This is a genomic window from Winslowiella toletana (genome assembly GCF_032164335.1).
Taxonomy (GTDB): domain Bacteria; phylum Pseudomonadota; class Gammaproteobacteria; order Enterobacterales; family Enterobacteriaceae; genus Erwinia; species Erwinia toletana_A.
The window spans coordinates 2,566,574-2,585,275 of sequence record NZ_CP134152.1 but is presented as its reverse complement, the minus strand read 5'-3'; the positions used below and the strand labels follow the sequence as shown (position 1 = coordinate 2,585,275).

The following is an 18,702-nucleotide window of genomic DNA, read 5'->3' as shown; positions in this document are numbered from 1 at the left end:
GATTATACCCATATAGGTATAATTTAGCATGAGGTTTGGTAATTGCATAGTCACCGGGTGACATTTTCAGCGAGAGGCTGTATTCCTCCCTTTGCTGATGATGAACCCTGCCTGACATTTAGTCTTATACCTCAAGCTCTGCTGGCTGGCAGCGAGTTCGCCAACTCTTGTGAGATACTGCAGGATCTTTTCTGCTAAACTACGCGCCATTAACCCGCCCGATTTCTGCAGAGAGTTTACGTGACCGCTTTTTCAACCCTGACGCAATTACCCGCCAGCCAGCTGACCAATCTTGAAGAGATGGGCTATCTGGCGATGACGCCGATCCAGGCGGCTGCACTGCCTGACATCCTTGCTGGCCGCGATGTGCGTGCGCAAGCTAAAACCGGCAGTGGCAAAACCGCTGCGTTCGGCCTTGGCGTGCTGCAGCGTATCGACCCGACGCAGTACACCACTCAGTCGTTGGTGCTGTGCCCGACGCGCGAACTGGCGGATCAGGTGACCAAAGAGCTCCGCCGTCTGGCGAGATTTACCCAGAATATTAAAATTCTGACGCTGTGCGGTGGGCAGCCGATCGGTGTGCAGCGTGACTCGCTGCAACATGCCCCGCATATCGTAGTGGGCACGCCAGGGCGCATTCTCGACCATCTTAAGCGTGAAACGCTGAATATTGGCAGCATCGCCACGCTGGTGCTGGATGAAGCCGATCGGATGCTGGAGATGGGGTTCCGTGATGATATCGATGCGATTATCGGCTACAGCACGCCGTCACGTCAGACCCTGCTGTTTTCTGCCACCTGGCCGCAGGGTATCGCTCAGATCAGTAATCGTATTCAGCGCGATCCGCTGACGGTAGAAACGGATGATGTTTCTGAACTGCCGGCGATTGAGCAAAGTTTTTGGGAAGGCAGTAACCGCGATAAGCTGCCGATGCTGATGGGCCTGCTGAGTGAGCAGCAGCCGAAGTCCTGCGTGGTGTTTTGTAATACCAAACGTGAATGCGACGATATCGCGCAGGCGCTGGAGGGCAGCCAGATCAGCGCCATGGCACTGCACGGCGATTTAGAGCAGCGCGACCGCGATCAGGTGCTGATTCGTTTTGCCAACGGCAGCTGCCGGGTGCTGGTGGCGACCGATGTCGCGGCGCGCGGTCTGGATATTAAAGAGCTGGCAATGGTGGTTAACTACCAGCTGTCTTTCGATCCAGAAGTGCACGTGCACCGTATTGGCCGTACCGCGCGCGCCGGTCAGCAGGGTAAGGCGGTGAGTTTCGTTGCCCCGGATGAGATGGTGCGCGCCCATGCGCTGGAAGATTATCTGCAAATGAAGCTAAACTGGCAGTCAGGCAGCGCACTGAAATCGGTTGCGATTAAACCGCTGGATGCGGAGATGGCGACGCTGTGTATTGATGGTGGGCGCAAAGCGAAAATTCGTCCGGGCGATATTCTCGGCGCATTGACCGGTGATGCCGGATTAAAGGCTGAGCTGATTGGCAAAATCGATATTACGCCAACCCACGCTTACGTGGCGATCCGCCATGATGCCGCACGCCAGGCAATGAAACAGCTGCAGCAGGGCAAAATCAAAGGTAAAACCTGCCGCGCACGCTTGCTGAAGTAAGCAACGATCCGCCAAGGCCGCAGTCGGCGTGCTTTGGCGGTCATCGATAATCAGTGTTTAATGATTTCCGGCGGGGATTTCAGCAGATTCTCGCAGCCGGCCAGCAGCTTTTTAAAATGCGGCTGTTCACCATGTTCGGCGATAGCGGCTTCATCCTGCCAGGTTTCATGAAACAGAAACACGTTGCCGTCTTCAACGCTGCGATAAAGATCGTAATGCACACATCCGGACTCGGCGCGGCTTGGTGCAATGCAGGCGCTTAATACTTTTTTCAGCTCATCGGCTTTACCCGGTTGTGCAACGAATTTAGCCACAATCATCAGACTTTTATTACTCATAGCTGTTCTCCTGTTTTGTTGTTATCGGAGCGACATGCATGTCGCCCTCAGGGTTACGACTCGTTTGTTTCCTCTTTACCAGCCATCCGTGCCAGCATTTGATAGCGGCGTTGCAGATCCTCACTGGCATCATGCCACAGCTGGCGCGCAACTTCAGGTTGTTGCGTGTAAAGACGGCGGAAACGTTGCTCATTCATTAGTGCCTGTTCCAGTTCGCTGGTCGGGGGGCGTGAATCCAGCGCCAGCGGTAACTTGCCTTGCTCAGTACGGCGCGGATCAAAACGATACAGCGGCCAGAAGCCACTGGAGGTCAGCAGCCGCATCTGGTCGTGGCTGCTGGCTAAATCATAGCCGTGATCCTCACAGGGACTGTAGGCGATAATCAGTGAAGGCCCTGGATAAGCTTCCGCTTCCTGAATCGCTTTTACCGTCTGATTCAGCTGTGCGCCAAGCGAAATCTGCGCCACATACACATGGCCATACATCATCATACTGACGCCCAGATCTTTGCGCGCCTTACGCTTACCGTGTTCACCGAATTTAGTTACCGCACCCATCGGTGTAGCTTTGGATGCCTGACCGCCGGTATTGGAGTAGCCCTGCGTATCAAGTACCAGGATATTGACGTTCTCCGTCAGGCTCAGCACATGGTCAAGACCGCCAAAACCGATATCATACGCCCAGCCATCCCCGCCAATCAGCCAGATTGATTTTTCCACCAGTGCATCAGCATCGCTGATTAACTGCCGGGCATCGTCTTCATCAATATGCTGTAGGGCATCGCGCAGGGCGGAAATCTGCTGCCGCCGCTGCGCTATGGTGACACTGTCACTTTTAAGCTCGTCTGCCAACTGCTCTGGCAGTTGATTGCGGTAGTGCTCCAGCAGACGATTGACGCGCTGTCGGTGTTGGTCGACGGTTAAACGAAAGCCCAGACCAAACTCGGCATTATCCTCAAACAGCGAATTGGCCCACGCCGGCCCACGTCCTTCAGCATTGGTGGTGTAAGGCGTTGACGGCAGGTTACCGCCATAAATCGATGAGCAGCCGGTGGCATTGGCGATCAGCAGGCGGTCACCGTACAGCTGCGTCAGCAATTTAATGTACGGCGTTTCCCCACAGCCTGAACAAGCACCTGAGTATTCAAACAGCGGCGAAATGAGCTGCGAGGTGCGGATATCAATGCGCTCAAGCTGGGCCGGATCGATTTCTGGCAACTGAAGAAAGAAGTCATAATTCTGTTTTTCTTCTTCCACGTGTTCAAGACGCGACATCATATTAATCGCCTTGATCGACGGCTGCTGACGGTCTTTCGCCGGGCAGACTTCGACGCAGAGATTACAGCCGGTACAATCTTCTGGTGCCACCTGTAAGACATACTTCTGACCGCGCATGTCGCGCGCTTTCACATCCATTGACTGTAACTGTTCAGGTGCTGAGTCAAGTGCTTCTGGCGCCACGACTTTGGCGCGGATTGCCGAATGCGGGCAGGCGGCGACGCAATGATTACACTGAGTGCACAGTTCAGGTTTCCAGATTGGCACTTCTTCCGCGATATTGCGTTTTTCCCATCGGGTGGTGCCGGTTGGCCAGCTGCCATCTGGCGGCAGAGCGGATACCGGCAGCGCATCGCCCAGTCCGGCCAGCATTGCGGCGGTGACCGTTTTCACAAAATCGGGTGCCGCATCGGAAACCACCGGCGGGCGCAGCGGACTGTTGGCATCGACCGGCTGTAACGGCACATGCTGTATAGCCTGCTGCGCTACTGCCAGCGCCTGCCAGTTACGTTCAACCAGCTGCTGGCCTTTGCTGCTGTAGCTGCGGGCAATGGCGTTCTGCAGTTCAATTAACGCACTGTCGCCGGATAAAATTTGGCTCAGCTGGAAGAAGGCCATCTGCATCACGGTGTTAATACGCGCACCCAGCTGGCAGTCGCGGGCAATTTTCGCCGCGTTAATGACATAAAAATGCGCCTGTTTCTGCCGCAGCAGCGCCTGGACTTCCTGCGGTAAGCGTGACCAGACTTCTGTGGCGCTATACGGGGTATTCAGCAGGAAGGTGCCGCCCGGTTTAAGTCGCTCAACCATCTGGTATTTATCAATAAACTGTAGCTGGTGGCAGCCAATAAAATCTGCCTTATCGACCAGGTAGGCAGAGTGGATCGGTCGTTCACTGACGCGCAGATGGGATACGGTTAATCCGCCCGCTTTTTTCGAATCATAGACAAAGTAGCCCTGCACGTTTAACGGCGTGCTGTTGCCAATAATTTTAATATTGTTTTTAGTTGCAGAGACGGTGCCGTCGCTGCCGAGGCCGTAAAACAGTGCTTCAAGTTTGGCATGGTTTGGCAGGCTGTTTTCCGGCAGCGGCAATGAAAGGTGGGTGACATCGTCGTAAATGCCAACGGTAAAGCGCGCTGGTGGGTTGTCCGTCGCCAGTGTGCGGTAAATCGCCAGCACGCAGGACGGGCCAAATTCTTTCGATGATAAACCGTAGCGTCCGCCCGTCACCCGTGGCATTTGTTGACGTTCACCGCGGCTGAACGCTTCCGCGATTGACGTCATTACATCCAGATACAGCGGTTCAGCCACAGCGCCCGGCTCTTTAGTGCGGTCCAGCACCGCAATATTTTTGGCGCTAAGAGGAATTGCCTGTAGCAGGTGTTTGGCAGAAAACGGCCGATACAAGCGCACTTTCACCACACCGACGCGCTCGCCACGTTGCAACAGTTCGTCAATCACCTCTTCGCAAGTACCGGCCGCAGAACCCATGATCACGATAACGCGATCGGCCTGTGGATGACCGTAATACTCAAACGGCTGATACTGACGGCCGGTTTCGGCGGCGAAATCATTCATCGCCTTTTCCACATGACCGCAGGTGGCGTTATACCAGGGATTGGTGGCCTCGCGCGACTGGAAGTAAGTATCCGGGTTAGCGGAGGTGCCGCGAATAATTGGATGATCCGGTGATAATGCTCGCTGGCGATGGGCATCGATAGCGCTTTGTGGCATCAGATTTTGCAGCGTGTTATCGGAAATCGGTGCAATTTTGTTGATTTCATGGGACGTGCGGAAGCCATCAAAAAAGTGAATAAATGGAATCCGGCTGTTCAGTGACGCCATTTGCGCAATCAGCGCAAAATCCTGCGCTTCCTGCACGCTGCTGGCGCACAGCATCGCGCAGCCGGTCTGGCGCACGGCCATCACATCCGAGTGATCGCCAAAAATTGATAACGCGTGGGTGGCAACGGTGCGAGCCGCGACGTGCAGGACAAATGGCGTTAGCTGACCGGCCAGTTTGTACAGCGTCGGGATCATCAACAGTAAACCCTGAGATGAGGTGAAAGAGGTGGAGAGGGCGCCCGTTTGCAGTGCGCCATGCACCGTGGCAATGGCTCCGGCTTCCGACTGCATCTCCACCACGCGCGGGACATCGCCCCAGATATTTTTACGGCCATCACCAGACCAGGCATCGGCTAACTCGGCCATGGTGGAACTGGGGGTAATTGGGTAGATAGCAATCACTTCGCTGGTGCGAAAAGCGACAGAGGCAACAGCCCCGTTACCGTCAATAGTTATCATAGTCAGCCCTTAGGGATAAAGTTTGTACCGCACAAAGACAGGGGGTATTGCTGTAGTTTAGCAAATGGCGGATCGGGCAATTTTGACTTTAGTGTGCTGTTAAGGCGAACAGCACCGCACAGCAAAGGTGGTTAGTTTTTAATTGAAGGGGGCTGCTGAGGTTCCATGTGCCGAGCGGAGTGGTAGCGATGAAAGAAGAAAATATAATCGATTGAATAATTTGAAATTAATTTTTCAGAGAGAATTCGTACAGACCATTCTGGTGGTAAACAAGAATTTTGCTATTGCTATTTCGCTAATTTAATTTCTCTGATTTTCAATTCTGCTCTCGACCTTGGATAGATCGTGACATAAGCTGACAAAGCTTTTCCCCATATTATCCCGGAGCCCGATACATGAAAGCAGCGACCTTTCTGCTTGCCGGCGCTGCGTTGCTGTTATCAGCATGCAGCAGCAACGTCGACAATGAACCGCCGCAGCAGGCAACTGCCGCCCACGTACCTGCCAGAGTGAATATGTCTGAGTTAGCCGCATCCAACTGCGCCAGCGCCGGTGGCACTCTGGCGTTTTCGCGACAGTTAGACGGTAGCTCGACAGGCATGTGTCAGCTTGCCAATGGGCGTCGCTGCGGGGAAAGCGCCTTGCTGAGTGGCACCTGCGCCAGATTTTAATGGTCAGCGTTGAGCGATAAGACGGGTCACCTTACAGTGACCCGTCCATTGTTACACGGTTAATTCATTGGCGCAGGTTTCGCCTTTTTCCAGCTGGCTTAAATTGGCCAGTGTGGTTTGTGCAATGCTGGTTAAGGCTTCGGCGGTTAAAAATGCCTGGTGGCCGGTAAACAGCACGTTGTGGCAGGCCGACAAGCGGCGGAACACATCATCCTGAATCACGTCATTGGATTTGTCTTCGAAGAACAGGTCGCGTTCGTTTTCATACACGTCCATTCCCAGTGAACCAATCTTCTGTTTTTTCAGCGCCTCAATAGCTGCCTGAGAATCAATTAATCCACCCCGACTGGTGTTAATGATCATAACGCCATCTTTCATCTGGCTGAAGGCGCTGGCATCAAGCAGGTGATGGTTTTCCGGCGTCAGTGGGCAGTGCAGGCTAATCACATCCGACTGTTTAAACAGCGTATTGATGTCGACATACTCGACGCCCAGTTCCAGTGCCTGCGGGTTTGGATAAGGATCAAACGCCAGCAGGCGCATGCCAAATCCCTTCAGAATCCGCAGCGCAGCAATACCGATTTTACCGGTGCCCACGACACCAGCCGTGCGGCCGTGCATATTGAAACCAATCAGTCCTTCCAGTGAGAAATTAGCTTCGCGGGTGCGTTGATAAGCGCGATGAATATGGCGGTTGAGCGTCATCATCATGCCAATGGCGTGTTCCGCTACTGCTTCCGGCGAATAAGCCGGAACGCGTACCACGCGAATACCCAGCTGTTTAGCCGCATCAAGATCGACATTGTTAAAGCCGGCGCAGCGCAGAGCGACAAATTTTACGCCCAGCCCAGCCAGCTCTTCCAGCACCACACGCCCACCGTCATCGTTAACGAACAGACAGACGCCATCACAATCAACGGCGGTTTTAGCGGTATGCTCATTTAACAGGAAGTCAAAAAACTCCAGCTCAAAACCGTAGCTTTCATTAACGTGCTCAAGGTATTTCCGGTCATATTGTTTGGTGCTGTATACCGCAAGTTTCATCATTCCTCTCCTGCCTCAAGGCGATTAAGTTGATTCTCTTTTCATCATAACAACTATTCCCAACAGGCTGTTAAAATCTCGTTGCCATGACGACATTTTCTGATGATGAATTGTTTGATTTGCAGATAAAAACTTCACCGATATGCCGTTACGTGCCATCATTTAACCTAATAACTTCACGGACAGAACGGATATTCAGTACCATGACTCGGGGCTTTTACATTTTCTGTGCTGCGGTGCTGGCTTTAGTTCTGCTGTTGACCGGGATGATGCTGACCGTCACCCAATGGCTGCCGCGGCTGGCAGGCATCTGGTTGCCGCAGGATACCACTATCGCGCTGGACGGCAGCCCACGCTGGCGCAACGGCGGATTGTGGCTACCCGGCGTGCAGTATTACGCTGGTGATTGCCAGCTGGCGATGCTAACCAATGTTTCGCTGAGCTATCAGGCGCGCCGCTGGCAGGCAGGTGCGGATAACGTCAGTTTAAACAGCGCCTGTCTGAGCAAATTGCCGCAAGGCGATAACAGTGCTGCGCCACGTTCACTGGCCGACTGGCAGGCAATGCTGCCGGATGCCGATGTCAGCATCAGTCAATTGTCGATTGCCCCTTATCAGGAATACGCCGGTAAGCTTCAGCTCTCTTTCTCTTCCGCAAGCCAACAGCTGGATTACCAGGGCGATAACCTGCGCGTCAGCGGAATGTTACAGGGGCAACAGCTCGATATCCGCCAGTTCAGGGTTAATCATCCGGCGCTGGCACAGCCTGTTGAACTGTCGGGAGAGTTAACCTTACCCACCTTTCCTGATGGTTTACCGCAAGCGGGCCAGCTGCATGGCGACCTCAATTTAAAGGGAGTGCCGCAACCGCTTAACCTGCAACTTAACTGGCAGCAGCAGCAGGGTGAATTGCAGGTCAAACAGCAGGGCGATGCTCAACCGCTGGTGACACTGCCCTGGGCGGTATCGCCGCAGCAGATTGAGATCAAACAGGGAACATGGCGCTGGCCTTATGCGATGCAGCCGGTATCCGGCGGCGTCTCGCTGACGTTAAGCCATTGGCAGCAGGGGCTGGCAGCAACTGAAATTGTCGCGCGGCTCAATGTGCTGACCGAGGGACGCGGGGGCAAAGGCAACGTGGTGTTGAGTGTCGGGCCGGGCCACCTGGATATGCTCAACAGCCAGCTGCCTTTCCAGCTAACCGGCACCAGTAAGCTGGAAAATTTGCAGTTCTATACCAGCATGCCGGGGATGATCAGTGGCTCGCTGCTTGATCCTCAGGTGATTCTGCAGCCTGGCGCGCTGCTGCGGATGCGTGGCCGTTTATTGTCGACGCTGGAAGTTGATGAGGCACGCTGGCCGCTGGCAGGGATAAAAGTCTCATCAGCGGGCATCGACGGCCGTTTACAGGCGATCCTGCAAGCACACGATCCGAGTATGGGGCGCTTTGCTCTGCACCTTGATGGCCGCGCAGCCGACTTCTGGCCGGATAAAGGGCGCTGGAACTGGCGTTACTGGGGAACCGGATATATGGCACCGCTGTCCGCCAAATGGGACGTTGCCGGTACCGGTAGCTGGCAGGACTCCACCATTGAACTGGATACGCTGTCGACCGGTTTTGATCGCCTGAGCTATGGCTCGGTCACGATGAGAACACCGCGACTGACGCTGACTTCACCGCTGCGCTGGCAACGTGCGGCGGATAAACCCGCTTTCAAAGGTGAATTGCAGCTGACGGCACGTGAAACCAGTTTCAGTTCTGGCGGTTTCCTGCCGTCGTCAAACCTGAAGCTGGCGGTGAACGGACGCGATCCTGCTGACTTTTTATTCAATGGCACGCTGAAAGCAGAAGCGATTGGCCCGGTAAGAGTCAACGGGCGTTGGGATGGCGAGCGGCTGCGTGGCCAGGCCTGGTGGCCGGAACAGTCGCTGACGGTGTTTCAGCCGCTGTTAAGTAACGATCTGAAAATAAATATTCAATCGGGCATGCTGAAAGCGCAGGTCGCGTTCTCGGCGGCTGCCGGACAGGGCTTTGAGGCGGGCGGCCACTGGGTGGTTAACCAGGGCAGCGTGCGCATGCCGGACAACGAAATTAACGGTATCGATTTTTCGCTGCCGTTCCGGCTGCAGGCGCATAAGTGGTATTTTGGCTCGCGCGGCCCGGTATCGTTGCGGATTAAAGAGATTAAAAATCAGTTTGCGATGCATAATATCACCGCCGACCTGCAGGGAAATTACCCGTGGAGTGAACGGCAGCCACTGACGTTGAGCAATGTCAGCGTCGAAGTTCTTGGCGGTCAGCTCAGTATGGCGCAGCTGGCGCTACCCCAGCATCAGGCGGCGACGGTGCGCCTGCAGGGAATTGACCTGAGTGAGCTGATAACCGCGATTAAACCCAAACAGATTGCCATGTCGGGGCGGATTAACGGCGCACTGCCGCTGTGGCTGAATCATTCGCAGTGGCTGATAAAGGATGGCTGGATAGCCAACAGCGGCAATCTGACTTTGCGACTGGATAAACAGATGGCGGATGCTATCGCCAGCAATAATATTGCTGCCGGTGCAGCGATAGACTGGCTGCGCTATATGGAAATAACGCGTTCGTGGGCGACCATTAATCTCGACAATTTAGGCGAGCTAACCATGAGGGCTCAGGTCGATGGCAGCAGCCGTTTTCGCGATAAAAATCAGCGGGTGGCATTGAACTACACCCAGCAAGAGAATCTTTTTCAGCTCTGGCGCAGTCTGCGCTTTGGCGATAATTTACAAACATGGCTTGAAGAGAATGCCAGCTTGCCGTTGCAGAAGGAAAAAAAACGTCATGACACTGACAACTAAACTGCTGGTGCTGTCACCGGCGTGGGTACTGCTGGCGGGTTGCGTTCCACGCATTGAAGTCGCGGCACCCAAAGAGCCGATCACCATCAATATGAATGTGAAAATTGAACATGAGATTCATATTAAAGTGGATAAAGATGTGGAAGCTTTACTGAAAAATCAAAGCGATCTGTTCTGATAAGGAGGCGGGCATGAAAAAGTTACTCTGGCTGATGCTGGCTGGCATGCTGTTATCTCCGTCGGCCTGGGCGCTGTCGCTGGATGAGGCGCGGCAACAGGGGCGGGTAGGCGAGACCCTGAGCGGCTATATTGCGCCGGTGAAGCAGGACAGCGCAACGCTGGCGCTGGTCGAGCGGATCAATCAGGGGCGTGAACAGCAGTATCAGCAGCTGGCGCAGCGCAATGGTATGTCCACCGCGCAGGTGGCGCGTATTGCCGGAGAAAAACTGGTACAGCGCGCCGAGTCAGGAGAGTATGTGCGCGGCATCAATGGAATGTGGCTGCAGAAAAAGTAGTAAGCCACCAGATTGCGGATTTATGTAGGGGAGCCGTTATCAGCTCCCGTCCTGATGATATGCTGGATGTTCACTCAGCACGAGCGGCAAAAGTGCCACCCCCACGATTAGCTGTTAAGCCGCAACGATCTGCTTGATAGCATCTTTCGCTTCGGTCGATGCTTTGGTCGCCACTTCCGGACCGTAAGCAATACCTTCTGCAAAGACAAAGTTTACGTCGGTGATGCCGATAAAGCCGAGGAACAGTTTGACGTAAGGGGTCAGCAGGTCGGTAGGAGTATCTTTATGAATGCCGCCACGGCTGGAGATGATCACCGCACGCTTATTTTTCACCAGGCCTTCCGGGCCTGCTTCGGTATAACGGAACGTCACACCGGCACGGGCAATCAGGTCGAAGTAGTTTTTAAGCTGAGTTGGGATGTTGAAATTGTACATTGGCGCCGCAATAACCACGGTGTCGTGTGCTTGCAGCTCAGCAATCAGTTCGTCAGACAGTGCCAGCGCTTCCTGCTGACGTGGAGTCAGTGGCGCTTCGGAAGGGCGCAGTGCTCCCACCAGCTCGCCATCCAGCACCGGAATTGGGTTTGCCGCTAAGTCACGGACGGTAACGTCGTCACCTGCTGATTTAGCTTGCTCAACGTAGAAGTCAGCCAGCTGGCCTGATTGTGAGTAACCGGCGAGAATACTGGATTTAAGAACTAATACTTTGCTCATGATCTTTTCCTGTCTGTTAATGCGGAAGGCTGTCCGCTCAATGATTTACACTTTAGGGATATTTTTTAAGGAGTGATAGCGCAATATTTCGAGAGCTATGTTCGAAATTATTGAACAAGCATACAGAGAGATGACGCCGACACTTATTACGCTGTGCTAAACTGCGCGCCGACAACTGAAGAATTTTATTAACGCCAGCAGGGCGACACTTCCTCTGATAATTAACCGTCGCTGCGCTAAACGGGTACTGAACCAACATGTCTGAAAACACCAATAACTCGCCGCTGACGGCACTTTATCCCCGTCTGGACGCACTGATGCTGCGCGATCGCCAGCGCTTGCAGCGCCGGATACAGGGCGCGAAGAAAGTGAAAAATCCGGCGGCTCAGCAGGGCATTGTCGATGATCTGAGTCAGGAGATTGCCGTAGCCGAGCAGCGCGTGGCGCAGCGTCTGGCGGCAATGCCAAAAATTAGCTATCCGGAAAATTTGCCGGTCAGCCAGAAAAAACAAGCAATCGCTGAGGCGATCCGCGACCATCAGGTGGTGATTGTTGCCGGTGAAACCGGCTCAGGCAAGACCACCCAGCTACCAAAGATTTGCATGGAGCTGGGGCGCGGTATTAAAGGGCTGATAGGGCATACTCAACCGCGTCGTCTGGCGGCACGTACCGTAGCGAATCGCATTGCGGAAGAGCTGGAGACCACGCTCGGTGGCTGTGTCGGCTATAAAGTGCGTTTTAACGATCAGGTTGGCGATACCACTCAGGTAAAACTGATGACCGACGGGATCCTGCTGGCCGAAATCCAGCAGGATCGCCTGCTGATGCAGTACGACACCATCATTATCGATGAAGCGCACGAACGCAGTCTGAATATCGATTTTCTGCTGGGCTACCTGCGTGAACTGCTGCCACGTCGCCCGGACCTGAAAATTATAATTACCTCCGCGACCATCGATCCTGAGCGGTTTTCCCGTCACTTCAACCACGCCCCGATTATTGAAGTTTCTGGCCGAACCTATCCGGTTGAGGTGCGCTATCGCCCGGTTTCCGAAGATGTGGATGACAGCGAACGCGATCAGCTACAGGCGATTTTCGATGCGGTTGATGAACTGGGCGAAGAGAGTCGCGGCGACATTCTGATCTTTATGAGCGGAGAGCGTGAGATCCGCGATACCGCCGATGCGCTGATCAAGCGCGACTTACCGCACACCGAAGTGCTGCCGCTGTATGCGCGCCTGTCGAATGCCGAGCAGAACCGGGTGTTTCACTCGCACACCGGCCGCCGCATCGTGCTGGCAACTAACGTAGCGGAAACCTCGCTGACGGTACCGGGAATTAAATATGTTATCGACCCGGGAACTGCGCGTATCAGTCGCTACAGTTACCGCACCAAGGTTCAGCGTCTGCCAATTGAGCCGATTTCGCAGGCTTCGGCTAACCAGCGTAAAGGGCGCTGCGGCCGCGTTTCGGAAGGTATTTGCATTCGTCTGTACGCGGAGGACGATTTTAATAATCGCCCTGAGTTTACCGATCCGGAAATTCTGCGCACGAACCTCGCGTCGGTGATTCTGCAGATGACCGCGCTCGGTCTCGGTGATATCAGCGCTTTTCCGTTTGTCGAAGCGCCGGATAAACGCAATATTCAGGATGGCGTGCGCCTGCTGGAAGAGCTGGGAGCGATTACCCAGCATGAAGGCCAGCGCTATCAGCTGACCGCATCCGGTCGTCAACTGGCGCAGTTGCCGGTTGATCCCCGACTGGCGCGAATGGTGCTGGCGGCACAGCAATACGGCTGCGTGCGTGAAGTGATGATCATCACCGCCGCGCTGTCGATTCAGGATCCGCGTGAACGCCCGGTGGAAAAACAGCAGGCGTCGGATGAGAAGCATCGGCGCTTTGCGGATAAAGACTCCGATTTTATGGCGTTTGTGAATCTGTGGGACTATTTGAAAGAGCAGCAAAAAGCGCTGTCATCCAGTCATTTCCGCCGCCAGTGCAAAACCGATTATCTCAACTATCTGCGGGTGCGTGAGTGGCAGGATATTTATACCCAGCTGCGTCAGGTGGTGCGTGAATTAGGGCTGCCGGTCAACAGCGAGCCGGCGGAATTCCGTGAAATCCATCTGGCGCTACTCAACGGGTTGCTGTCACATATTGGTCAGAAAGATGCGGATAAGCAGGAATTTACCGGCGCGCGCAATGCCCGATTTGCCATCTTCCCTGGCTCGGGTTTATTTAAGAAGCCGCCGAAATGGACGATGGTTGCCGAGCTGGTGGAAACCAGCCGCCTGTGGGGGCGCATTGCGGCACGCATCGAACCAGAATGGATCGAGCCAATTGCTCAGCATCTGCTGAAACGCAGCTACAGCGAGCCGCACTGGGAGAAAGCCCAGGGTGCGGTGATGGCCAGTGAAAAAGTCACGCTGTATGGTCTGCCCATTGTCGCCGCGCGTAAAGTTAACTACGGCAAAATTGATCCAACACTTTCGCGCGAGCTGTTTATTCGCCATGCGCTGGTAGAAGGTGACTGGCAGACGCGCCACGCGTTTTTTAAAGCCAACCTGAAATTGCGCAATGAAATAGAGGAGCTGGAGCATAAATCCCGCCGTCGCGACATTCTGGTGGATGATGAAACGCTGTTTGCTTTTTACGATCAGCGCATTGGTCACGAGGTGGTTTCAGCGCGTCATTTTGATAACTGGTGGAAAAAGGTCAGTCAGCAGACGCCGGAATTGCTGAATTTTGCCAAAGAGATGCTGATTAAAGAGGGCGCGGGTAATGTCAGTAAACTGGATTATCCAAACTTCTGGCATCAGGGCAATCTGAAGTTGCCGCTCAGCTATCAGTTTGAACCCGGCACCGATGCTGATGGCGTCACGGTGCATATCCCGTTGCCGCTGCTGAATCAGGTCGGAGAAACCGGTTTTGAGTGGCAAATCCCCGGTGTGCGTCGGGAATTAATTATCGCGCTGATTAAATCGCTGCCAAAACCGCTGCGACGCAATTTTGTGCCCGCGCCGAACTACGCTGAAGCTTTTCTTGGGCGTGCTACTCCGCAGGAAACCCCGCTGCTCGAAGCGCTGGAGCGCGAATTCCGCCGCATGTCCGGCGTCACAATTGAGCGTGACGCATGGCAGTGGGATCAGGTGCCCGATCATCTGAAAATGACCTTCCGCGTGGTCGATGAACACAACAAAAAGTTGAAGGAAGGTAAAGATCTGAGCGCCTTGCGTGCCGGGTTGAAAGGCAAGGTACAGGAGACGCTGTCGCTGGTGGCCGATGACGGGCTGGAGCAGAGTGGGCTGCATCTGTGGAGTTTCGGCGATCTGCCGGACCACTTTGAGCAGAAACGCGGTAATTACAGCGTGAAAGCCTGGCCAGCACTGGTTGATGAAAAGGACAGCGTGGCGATTCGCCTGTTCGACAGTCAGCACGAGCAGCAGAAGATGATGTGGCGTGGCCAGCGGCGATTGCTGCTGCTGAATATCCCGTCGCCAGTCAAATATCTGCATGAAAAATTGCCGAACAAGGCCAAACTCGGACTGTACTTTAACCCTTATGGCAAGGTGCTGGAGCTTATCGATGACTGCATTGCCTGCGGCGTAGATAAACTGATCGCAGAATTTGGCGGTCCGAGCTGGCTGGAGGCCGACTTTACCCGCCTGCATGATAAAGTGCGCGCGGAGCTGAATGAGACGGTGGTCGAGATTGCCAGGCTGGTCGAGCAGATTCTTACCTCGGTATTTACTATCAATAAACGCCTGAAAGGGCGCGTGGATATGACCATGGCGCTGGGGCTGTCGGACATTAAAGCGCAAATGAACGGTCTGGTATATCGCGGCTTTGTTACTCAAAACGGCTGGAAACATCTGCCGGATACCCTGCGTTATCTGCACGCTATTGAGCGCCGTCTGGAAAAATTACCGGTTGATCCACACAGCGATCGCGCGCGTATGCTGAAAGTTGAGCAGGTGCAGCAGGCATGGAGCCGCTGGTTTAACAAACTGCCGCCGACGCGTCAGGATGATGAGGATGTGCAGGATATACGCTGGATGATTGAGGAGCTGCGCGTCAGCTACTTTGCTCAGCAGCTGGGAACGCCGTATCCGATTTCCGATAAGCGTATTTTGCAGGCGATGGAGCAGATTGCACAGTAACAGGTCGGCATCAGGGCGACGTTTTCGCCGCCCTGATAATTTTTACAGCGCCAACTCTTCCAGCTGATCGCGAAACGCGGTAACCGCAATGGCGCGGTTATCTGCGCGATAGCGGTCTTTCGCCGCCGGAGCGGAGCTTTGCACTGCAATTAACTGCCAGCCATCACCGACTTTTAACAGCAGTGGCGAACCGCTGTCGCCCGGCAGCGTATCGCACTGATGCGATAACACTGAACGCTGCGCCCAGCCAGTGATCAGACAGTCGCGATGGGAATAGAGTGTTTCCAGATGATCTTCCGGATAACCCGCCTGTGTCACCTTACGTCCTGTCGCTTTCAGGGCTGCGGTCAGCTCACTGCGTGAACCGGAAAACAGGGGGATCGGCGTAATGCCGGCCGGCGGGTTACGCAGTACAATCAGGCCATAATCATAAGGCGCTGCTGCGGAAGGAACGATCCAGCCGTCACCATCTGCCTTAAGTTTTTTACCCAGCGCCGGATCAACCCGCGCTTCGATATCGTGAATCTCATAGCGCCAGCCTTTATCATTAGCGATAAAACGTAATGCTACCGGTTTATCCAGTTTACCGGGTGGCGTCAGCAGGCAGTGGCCAGCGGTCAGGGCCAGATGCGAAGAGATCAGGGTAGCGCTGCACAGGTTACCGCTGGCGGTTTCCAGTTGGCCGATAGCTTCCCACGGTACGCTGGCGGTATCGTCCACCGCTTGGCGATCGTCTTTACCAAAAAACAGGGTCTGAGTGTCGTCTTCGCTGAGCGAATCTTCATCAGCATGGGAATAAAATGCCAGCGACAGCAATCCCATTAATACCACGGCCGTTATGCGCATATCACTCTCAGGAAGGGTGAGAACTGTTAAATAGTCATTATCACGCGTGAAGAGTTAACTATAGACGGTAAGCGGGAAAAAAGGGAGTTTAATTCGTAATATCAGCACGCTACAGCATTTAAAGCCAGAAACTGACGGTAATGATACCGCAGATAATCATCGTAACGAGGATGATTTCGAATAAATAGCGACGCACCATTTCCGTTACTCCAGGAAGAAAACACCCGGAAGAACCGGGTGTTTATCATAGTCAGACCGGCTGTCGCAGGTTAACCTGCGACACTGTTATGCTGCAGGCGCAGCAGCGGTTTTCTTAGCGACTTTTTTGTGATGTTTTTTGGCAGCCTGCGCTTTCTGCGCGACAGGTTTTGCGGCTTTTTTATGATGCTTATGTGCCGCCTGTGCTTTTTGCTCTACAGGTTTAGTGGCTTTCTTGTGATGCTTTTTAGCTGCTTGCGCTTTCTGTGCGACAGGTTTGGTGGCTTTTTTATGGTGCTTTTTTGCTGCTTGTGCTTTCTGCACTGCCGCTTTGTGCTCTTTTTTATGATGCACGGTTTTATGCGCGGTGGCTTTGGCTGGTGCCGCGGTATGCATGGTAGCCGGAGCCGCAGTCGTTTCAGCAGCAAAAGCAACGGAAGACAGACCCATAGCAGCAGCAACAACCAAAGAAACTAATTTTTTCATTATCAAACCCTCGAATGTTTTCATCTGTAAGCCCATTGCGGGGCCGGTGAAATCACTATAAGTAATCGCGAGGGGAGTTTCCGTGAGTGATTGGTATCGGCGTGTAACCGAATGTACAACTGAGGCTGGCGTACGGGCGGGGTTCACCGCCCGTATCTGCGGATGTCAGTTATTCAGATAGCGATTTTCCAGATGCTGACGGAAATAGGCCGGATTAAGATCTTCTCCGGTGGCGTTAGACATCAGCTGGCGGGTGCTGAAACGGCTGCCGTGCTGCCAGATATTCTGCTGTAACCAGTCAAAAATGGGCTGCAAGTCGCCTTCACGAATCTGTGTTTCAACCTGCGGCAGCGCGCGCTTCAGCGCCTGGAATAGCTGCGCGGCATACATGGCGCCAAGCGTGTAAGTCGGGAAGTAACCGAAAGCACCGTCGGTCCAGTGAATATCCTGCATACAGCCATCACGATAATTTCCACTGGTATCAATACCGAGGTAAGCCTGCATTTTTTCCTGCCAGATGGCCGGAATATCATCGACTTCAATATCGCCACTAATCAGTGCACGTTCAATCTCATAGCGCAGAATGACGTGGGCCGGATAGCTGACCTCATCAGCATCCACGCGGATAAACCCTGCTTTGACACGCTGATTAAGGCGCACAAAATTATCCGCCTGCAATGCACTCTGATCGCCCATATGTATAGCGACCTGCGGCAGAATCAGCTGCAGGAATTCAGCGCTGCGTGCCAGCTGCATCTCGAAGAACAGGCTTTGTGATTCGTGAATGGCGGTGGAGCGTGCATGGGCTACCGGCTGGTCGAGCCACTGCTTTGGCAAATTTTGCTCATAACGCGCATGGCCGGTTTCGTGGATCACCCCCATCATGGCGCTGAGAAACTCAGTTTCATTGTAACGGGTGGTGATGCGCACATCTTCCGGCACGCCGCCGCAGAACGGATGCGCACTGACGTCGAGACGACCGGCATTAAAATCGAAACCAAGCTGCTGCATTACGCTGAGGCCGAGCTGACGCTGAGACTCAATCGCAAAAGGCCCGACCGGACGCTCAACTTTCTCCTGCGCCTGCTTGTCGACAATGCGTTGCAGCAGCTGCGGCAGCCACTGTTTCAGATCGCCAAAGGTGCTGTCCAGCTTAGCGCTGGTCATACCCGGTTCAAACACATCGAGCAGCGCATCATAACGCGAGCAGCCGTTCGCCTGGGCGCGAATTTCTGCCTCTTCGCGGCTCAGTCTGACCACTTCTTTTAAGTTGCTGGCGAAACCCTGCCAGTCATTTGCCGGACGCTGCTGACGCCAGGCGTGCTCGCAGCGTGAACCGGCAATCGACTTAGCCTCGACCAGCGACGCCGGCAGCAGGGCGGCCTGTTGCCAGGCGCGGCGCATTTCAAACAGGTTTGCGCGCTCAACGTCATTCAGCGATTCCTGCTCCGCCTGATCCAGCCAGCCAGCGATGGGTTTAGCGGTTAAGATTTCATGCTGCAATACGCTCAGCTCGGCCAGTGCTTCGCCACGCGCGCGGCTGCCGCCTGCTGGCATCATGGTTTGCATATCCCAGCCGGCAATGGCGGAGAGATGGCCGAAACGCGACAGGCGCTGGAATGTTTTTGTCAGATGTTGATATGCAGATGTCACGTGATGTCTCCTTGAGCACAAAAGGGCCGGCAGCCC

General features: G+C 54.2%; 13 protein-coding genes. 6 read left to right on the top strand and 7 right to left on the bottom strand.

The annotated features are described in order from the left end of the window. Window positions 1-240 precede the first annotated feature (240 nt). Window positions 241-1,620, top strand: coding sequence for an ATP-dependent RNA helicase DbpA (gene dbpA / locus RIN69_RS12090; protein WP_313852087.1), 1,380 nt, complete (start codon window positions 241-243; stop codon window positions 1,618-1,620). A 50-nt stretch (window positions 1,621-1,670) separates the two neighbouring features. Here the strand turns inward: dbpA and RIN69_RS12085 are convergent, their stop codons facing one another. Beyond that, window positions 1,671-1,958, bottom strand: a complete 288-nt coding sequence (locus RIN69_RS12085) for a putative quinol monooxygenase (protein WP_313852086.1) — start codon at window positions 1,956-1,958, stop codon at window positions 1,671-1,673. A gap of 53 nt (window positions 1,959-2,011) precedes the next feature. After that, window positions 2,012-5,542 (bottom strand): pyruvate:ferredoxin (flavodoxin) oxidoreductase, encoded by a 3,531-nt coding sequence (gene nifJ / locus RIN69_RS12080; RefSeq protein WP_313852085.1) that lies wholly within the window; start codon window positions 5,540-5,542, stop codon window positions 2,012-2,014. A gap of 395 nt (window positions 5,543-5,937) precedes the next feature. Between nifJ and RIN69_RS12075 the strand changes: the two genes are divergently transcribed. Then, on the top strand, window positions 5,938-6,213 hold the full coding sequence (locus tag RIN69_RS12075) for a putative hemolysin (RefSeq protein ID WP_313852084.1): 276 nt from the start codon (window positions 5,938-5,940) through the stop codon (window positions 6,211-6,213). Between the two features lie 51 nt (window positions 6,214-6,264). Here the strand turns inward: RIN69_RS12075 and RIN69_RS12070 are convergent, their stop codons facing one another. Continuing rightward, window positions 6,265-7,257: a 2-hydroxyacid dehydrogenase gene (locus tag RIN69_RS12070; RefSeq protein ID WP_313857730.1), complete on the bottom strand. Its 993-nt coding sequence runs from the start codon at window positions 7,255-7,257 to the stop codon at window positions 6,265-6,267. 203 nt (window positions 7,258-7,460) lie between these two features. Between RIN69_RS12070 and RIN69_RS12065 the strand changes: the two genes are divergently transcribed. From RIN69_RS12065 to RIN69_RS12055, 3 genes are read left to right on the top strand one after another with little or no spacing between them, the layout of a single operon-like run. Beyond that, a complete protein-coding gene (locus RIN69_RS12065; protein WP_313852083.1) occupies window positions 7,461-10,094 on the top strand; it encodes a YdbH family protein in 2,634 nt (877 codons plus the stop codon). Beyond that, window positions 10,078-10,272 carry a YnbE family lipoprotein gene (locus tag RIN69_RS12060; protein ID WP_390902363.1) on the top strand — a complete coding sequence of 65 codons (195 nt, stop codon included), beginning with the start codon at window positions 10,078-10,080 and terminating at the stop codon, window positions 10,270-10,272. The genes RIN69_RS12065 and RIN69_RS12060 overlap by 17 nt, the downstream gene beginning before the upstream one ends. 13 nt (window positions 10,273-10,285) lie before the next feature. After that, window positions 10,286-10,609, top strand: a complete 324-nt coding sequence (locus RIN69_RS12055) for a YdbL family protein (protein ID WP_313852082.1) — start codon at window positions 10,286-10,288, stop codon at window positions 10,607-10,609. A gap of 114 nt (window positions 10,610-10,723) precedes the next feature. Here RIN69_RS12055 and azoR read toward each other — a convergent pair whose 3' ends face one another. After that, entirely contained in the window at window positions 10,724-11,323 is a 600-nt protein-coding gene (gene azoR / locus RIN69_RS12050; protein ID WP_313852081.1) for an FMN-dependent NADH-azoreductase, read from the bottom strand. Between the two features lie 257 nt (window positions 11,324-11,580). Between azoR and hrpA the strand changes: the two genes are divergently transcribed. Then, a complete protein-coding gene (gene hrpA, locus RIN69_RS12045) occupies window positions 11,581-15,483 on the top strand; it encodes an ATP-dependent RNA helicase HrpA (protein WP_313852080.1) in 3,903 nt (1,300 codons plus the stop codon). 42 nt (window positions 15,484-15,525) lie between these two features. On the opposite strand, the gene RIN69_RS12040 is transcribed toward hrpA, so the two are convergent. The 3 genes from RIN69_RS12040 to RIN69_RS12030 form a co-directional block, all read right to left on the bottom strand. Continuing rightward, complete coding sequence (locus tag RIN69_RS12040; RefSeq protein ID WP_313852079.1) at window positions 15,526-16,329, bottom strand: trypsin-like serine peptidase; 804 nt, start codon at window positions 16,327-16,329, stop codon at window positions 15,526-15,528. A gap of 285 nt (window positions 16,330-16,614) precedes the next feature. Beyond that, the gene (gene asr / locus RIN69_RS12035; protein ID WP_313852078.1) at window positions 16,615-17,013 is read right to left on the bottom strand and encodes an acid resistance repetitive basic protein Asr; all 399 of its coding nucleotides are present in this window, start codon (window positions 17,011-17,013) and stop codon (window positions 16,615-16,617) included. A gap of 165 nt (window positions 17,014-17,178) precedes the next feature. After that, complete coding sequence (locus RIN69_RS12030) at window positions 17,179-18,666, bottom strand: carboxypeptidase M32 (protein ID WP_313852077.1); 1,488 nt, start codon at window positions 18,664-18,666, stop codon at window positions 17,179-17,181. Between the last annotated feature and the right edge of the window lie 36 nt (window positions 18,667-18,702).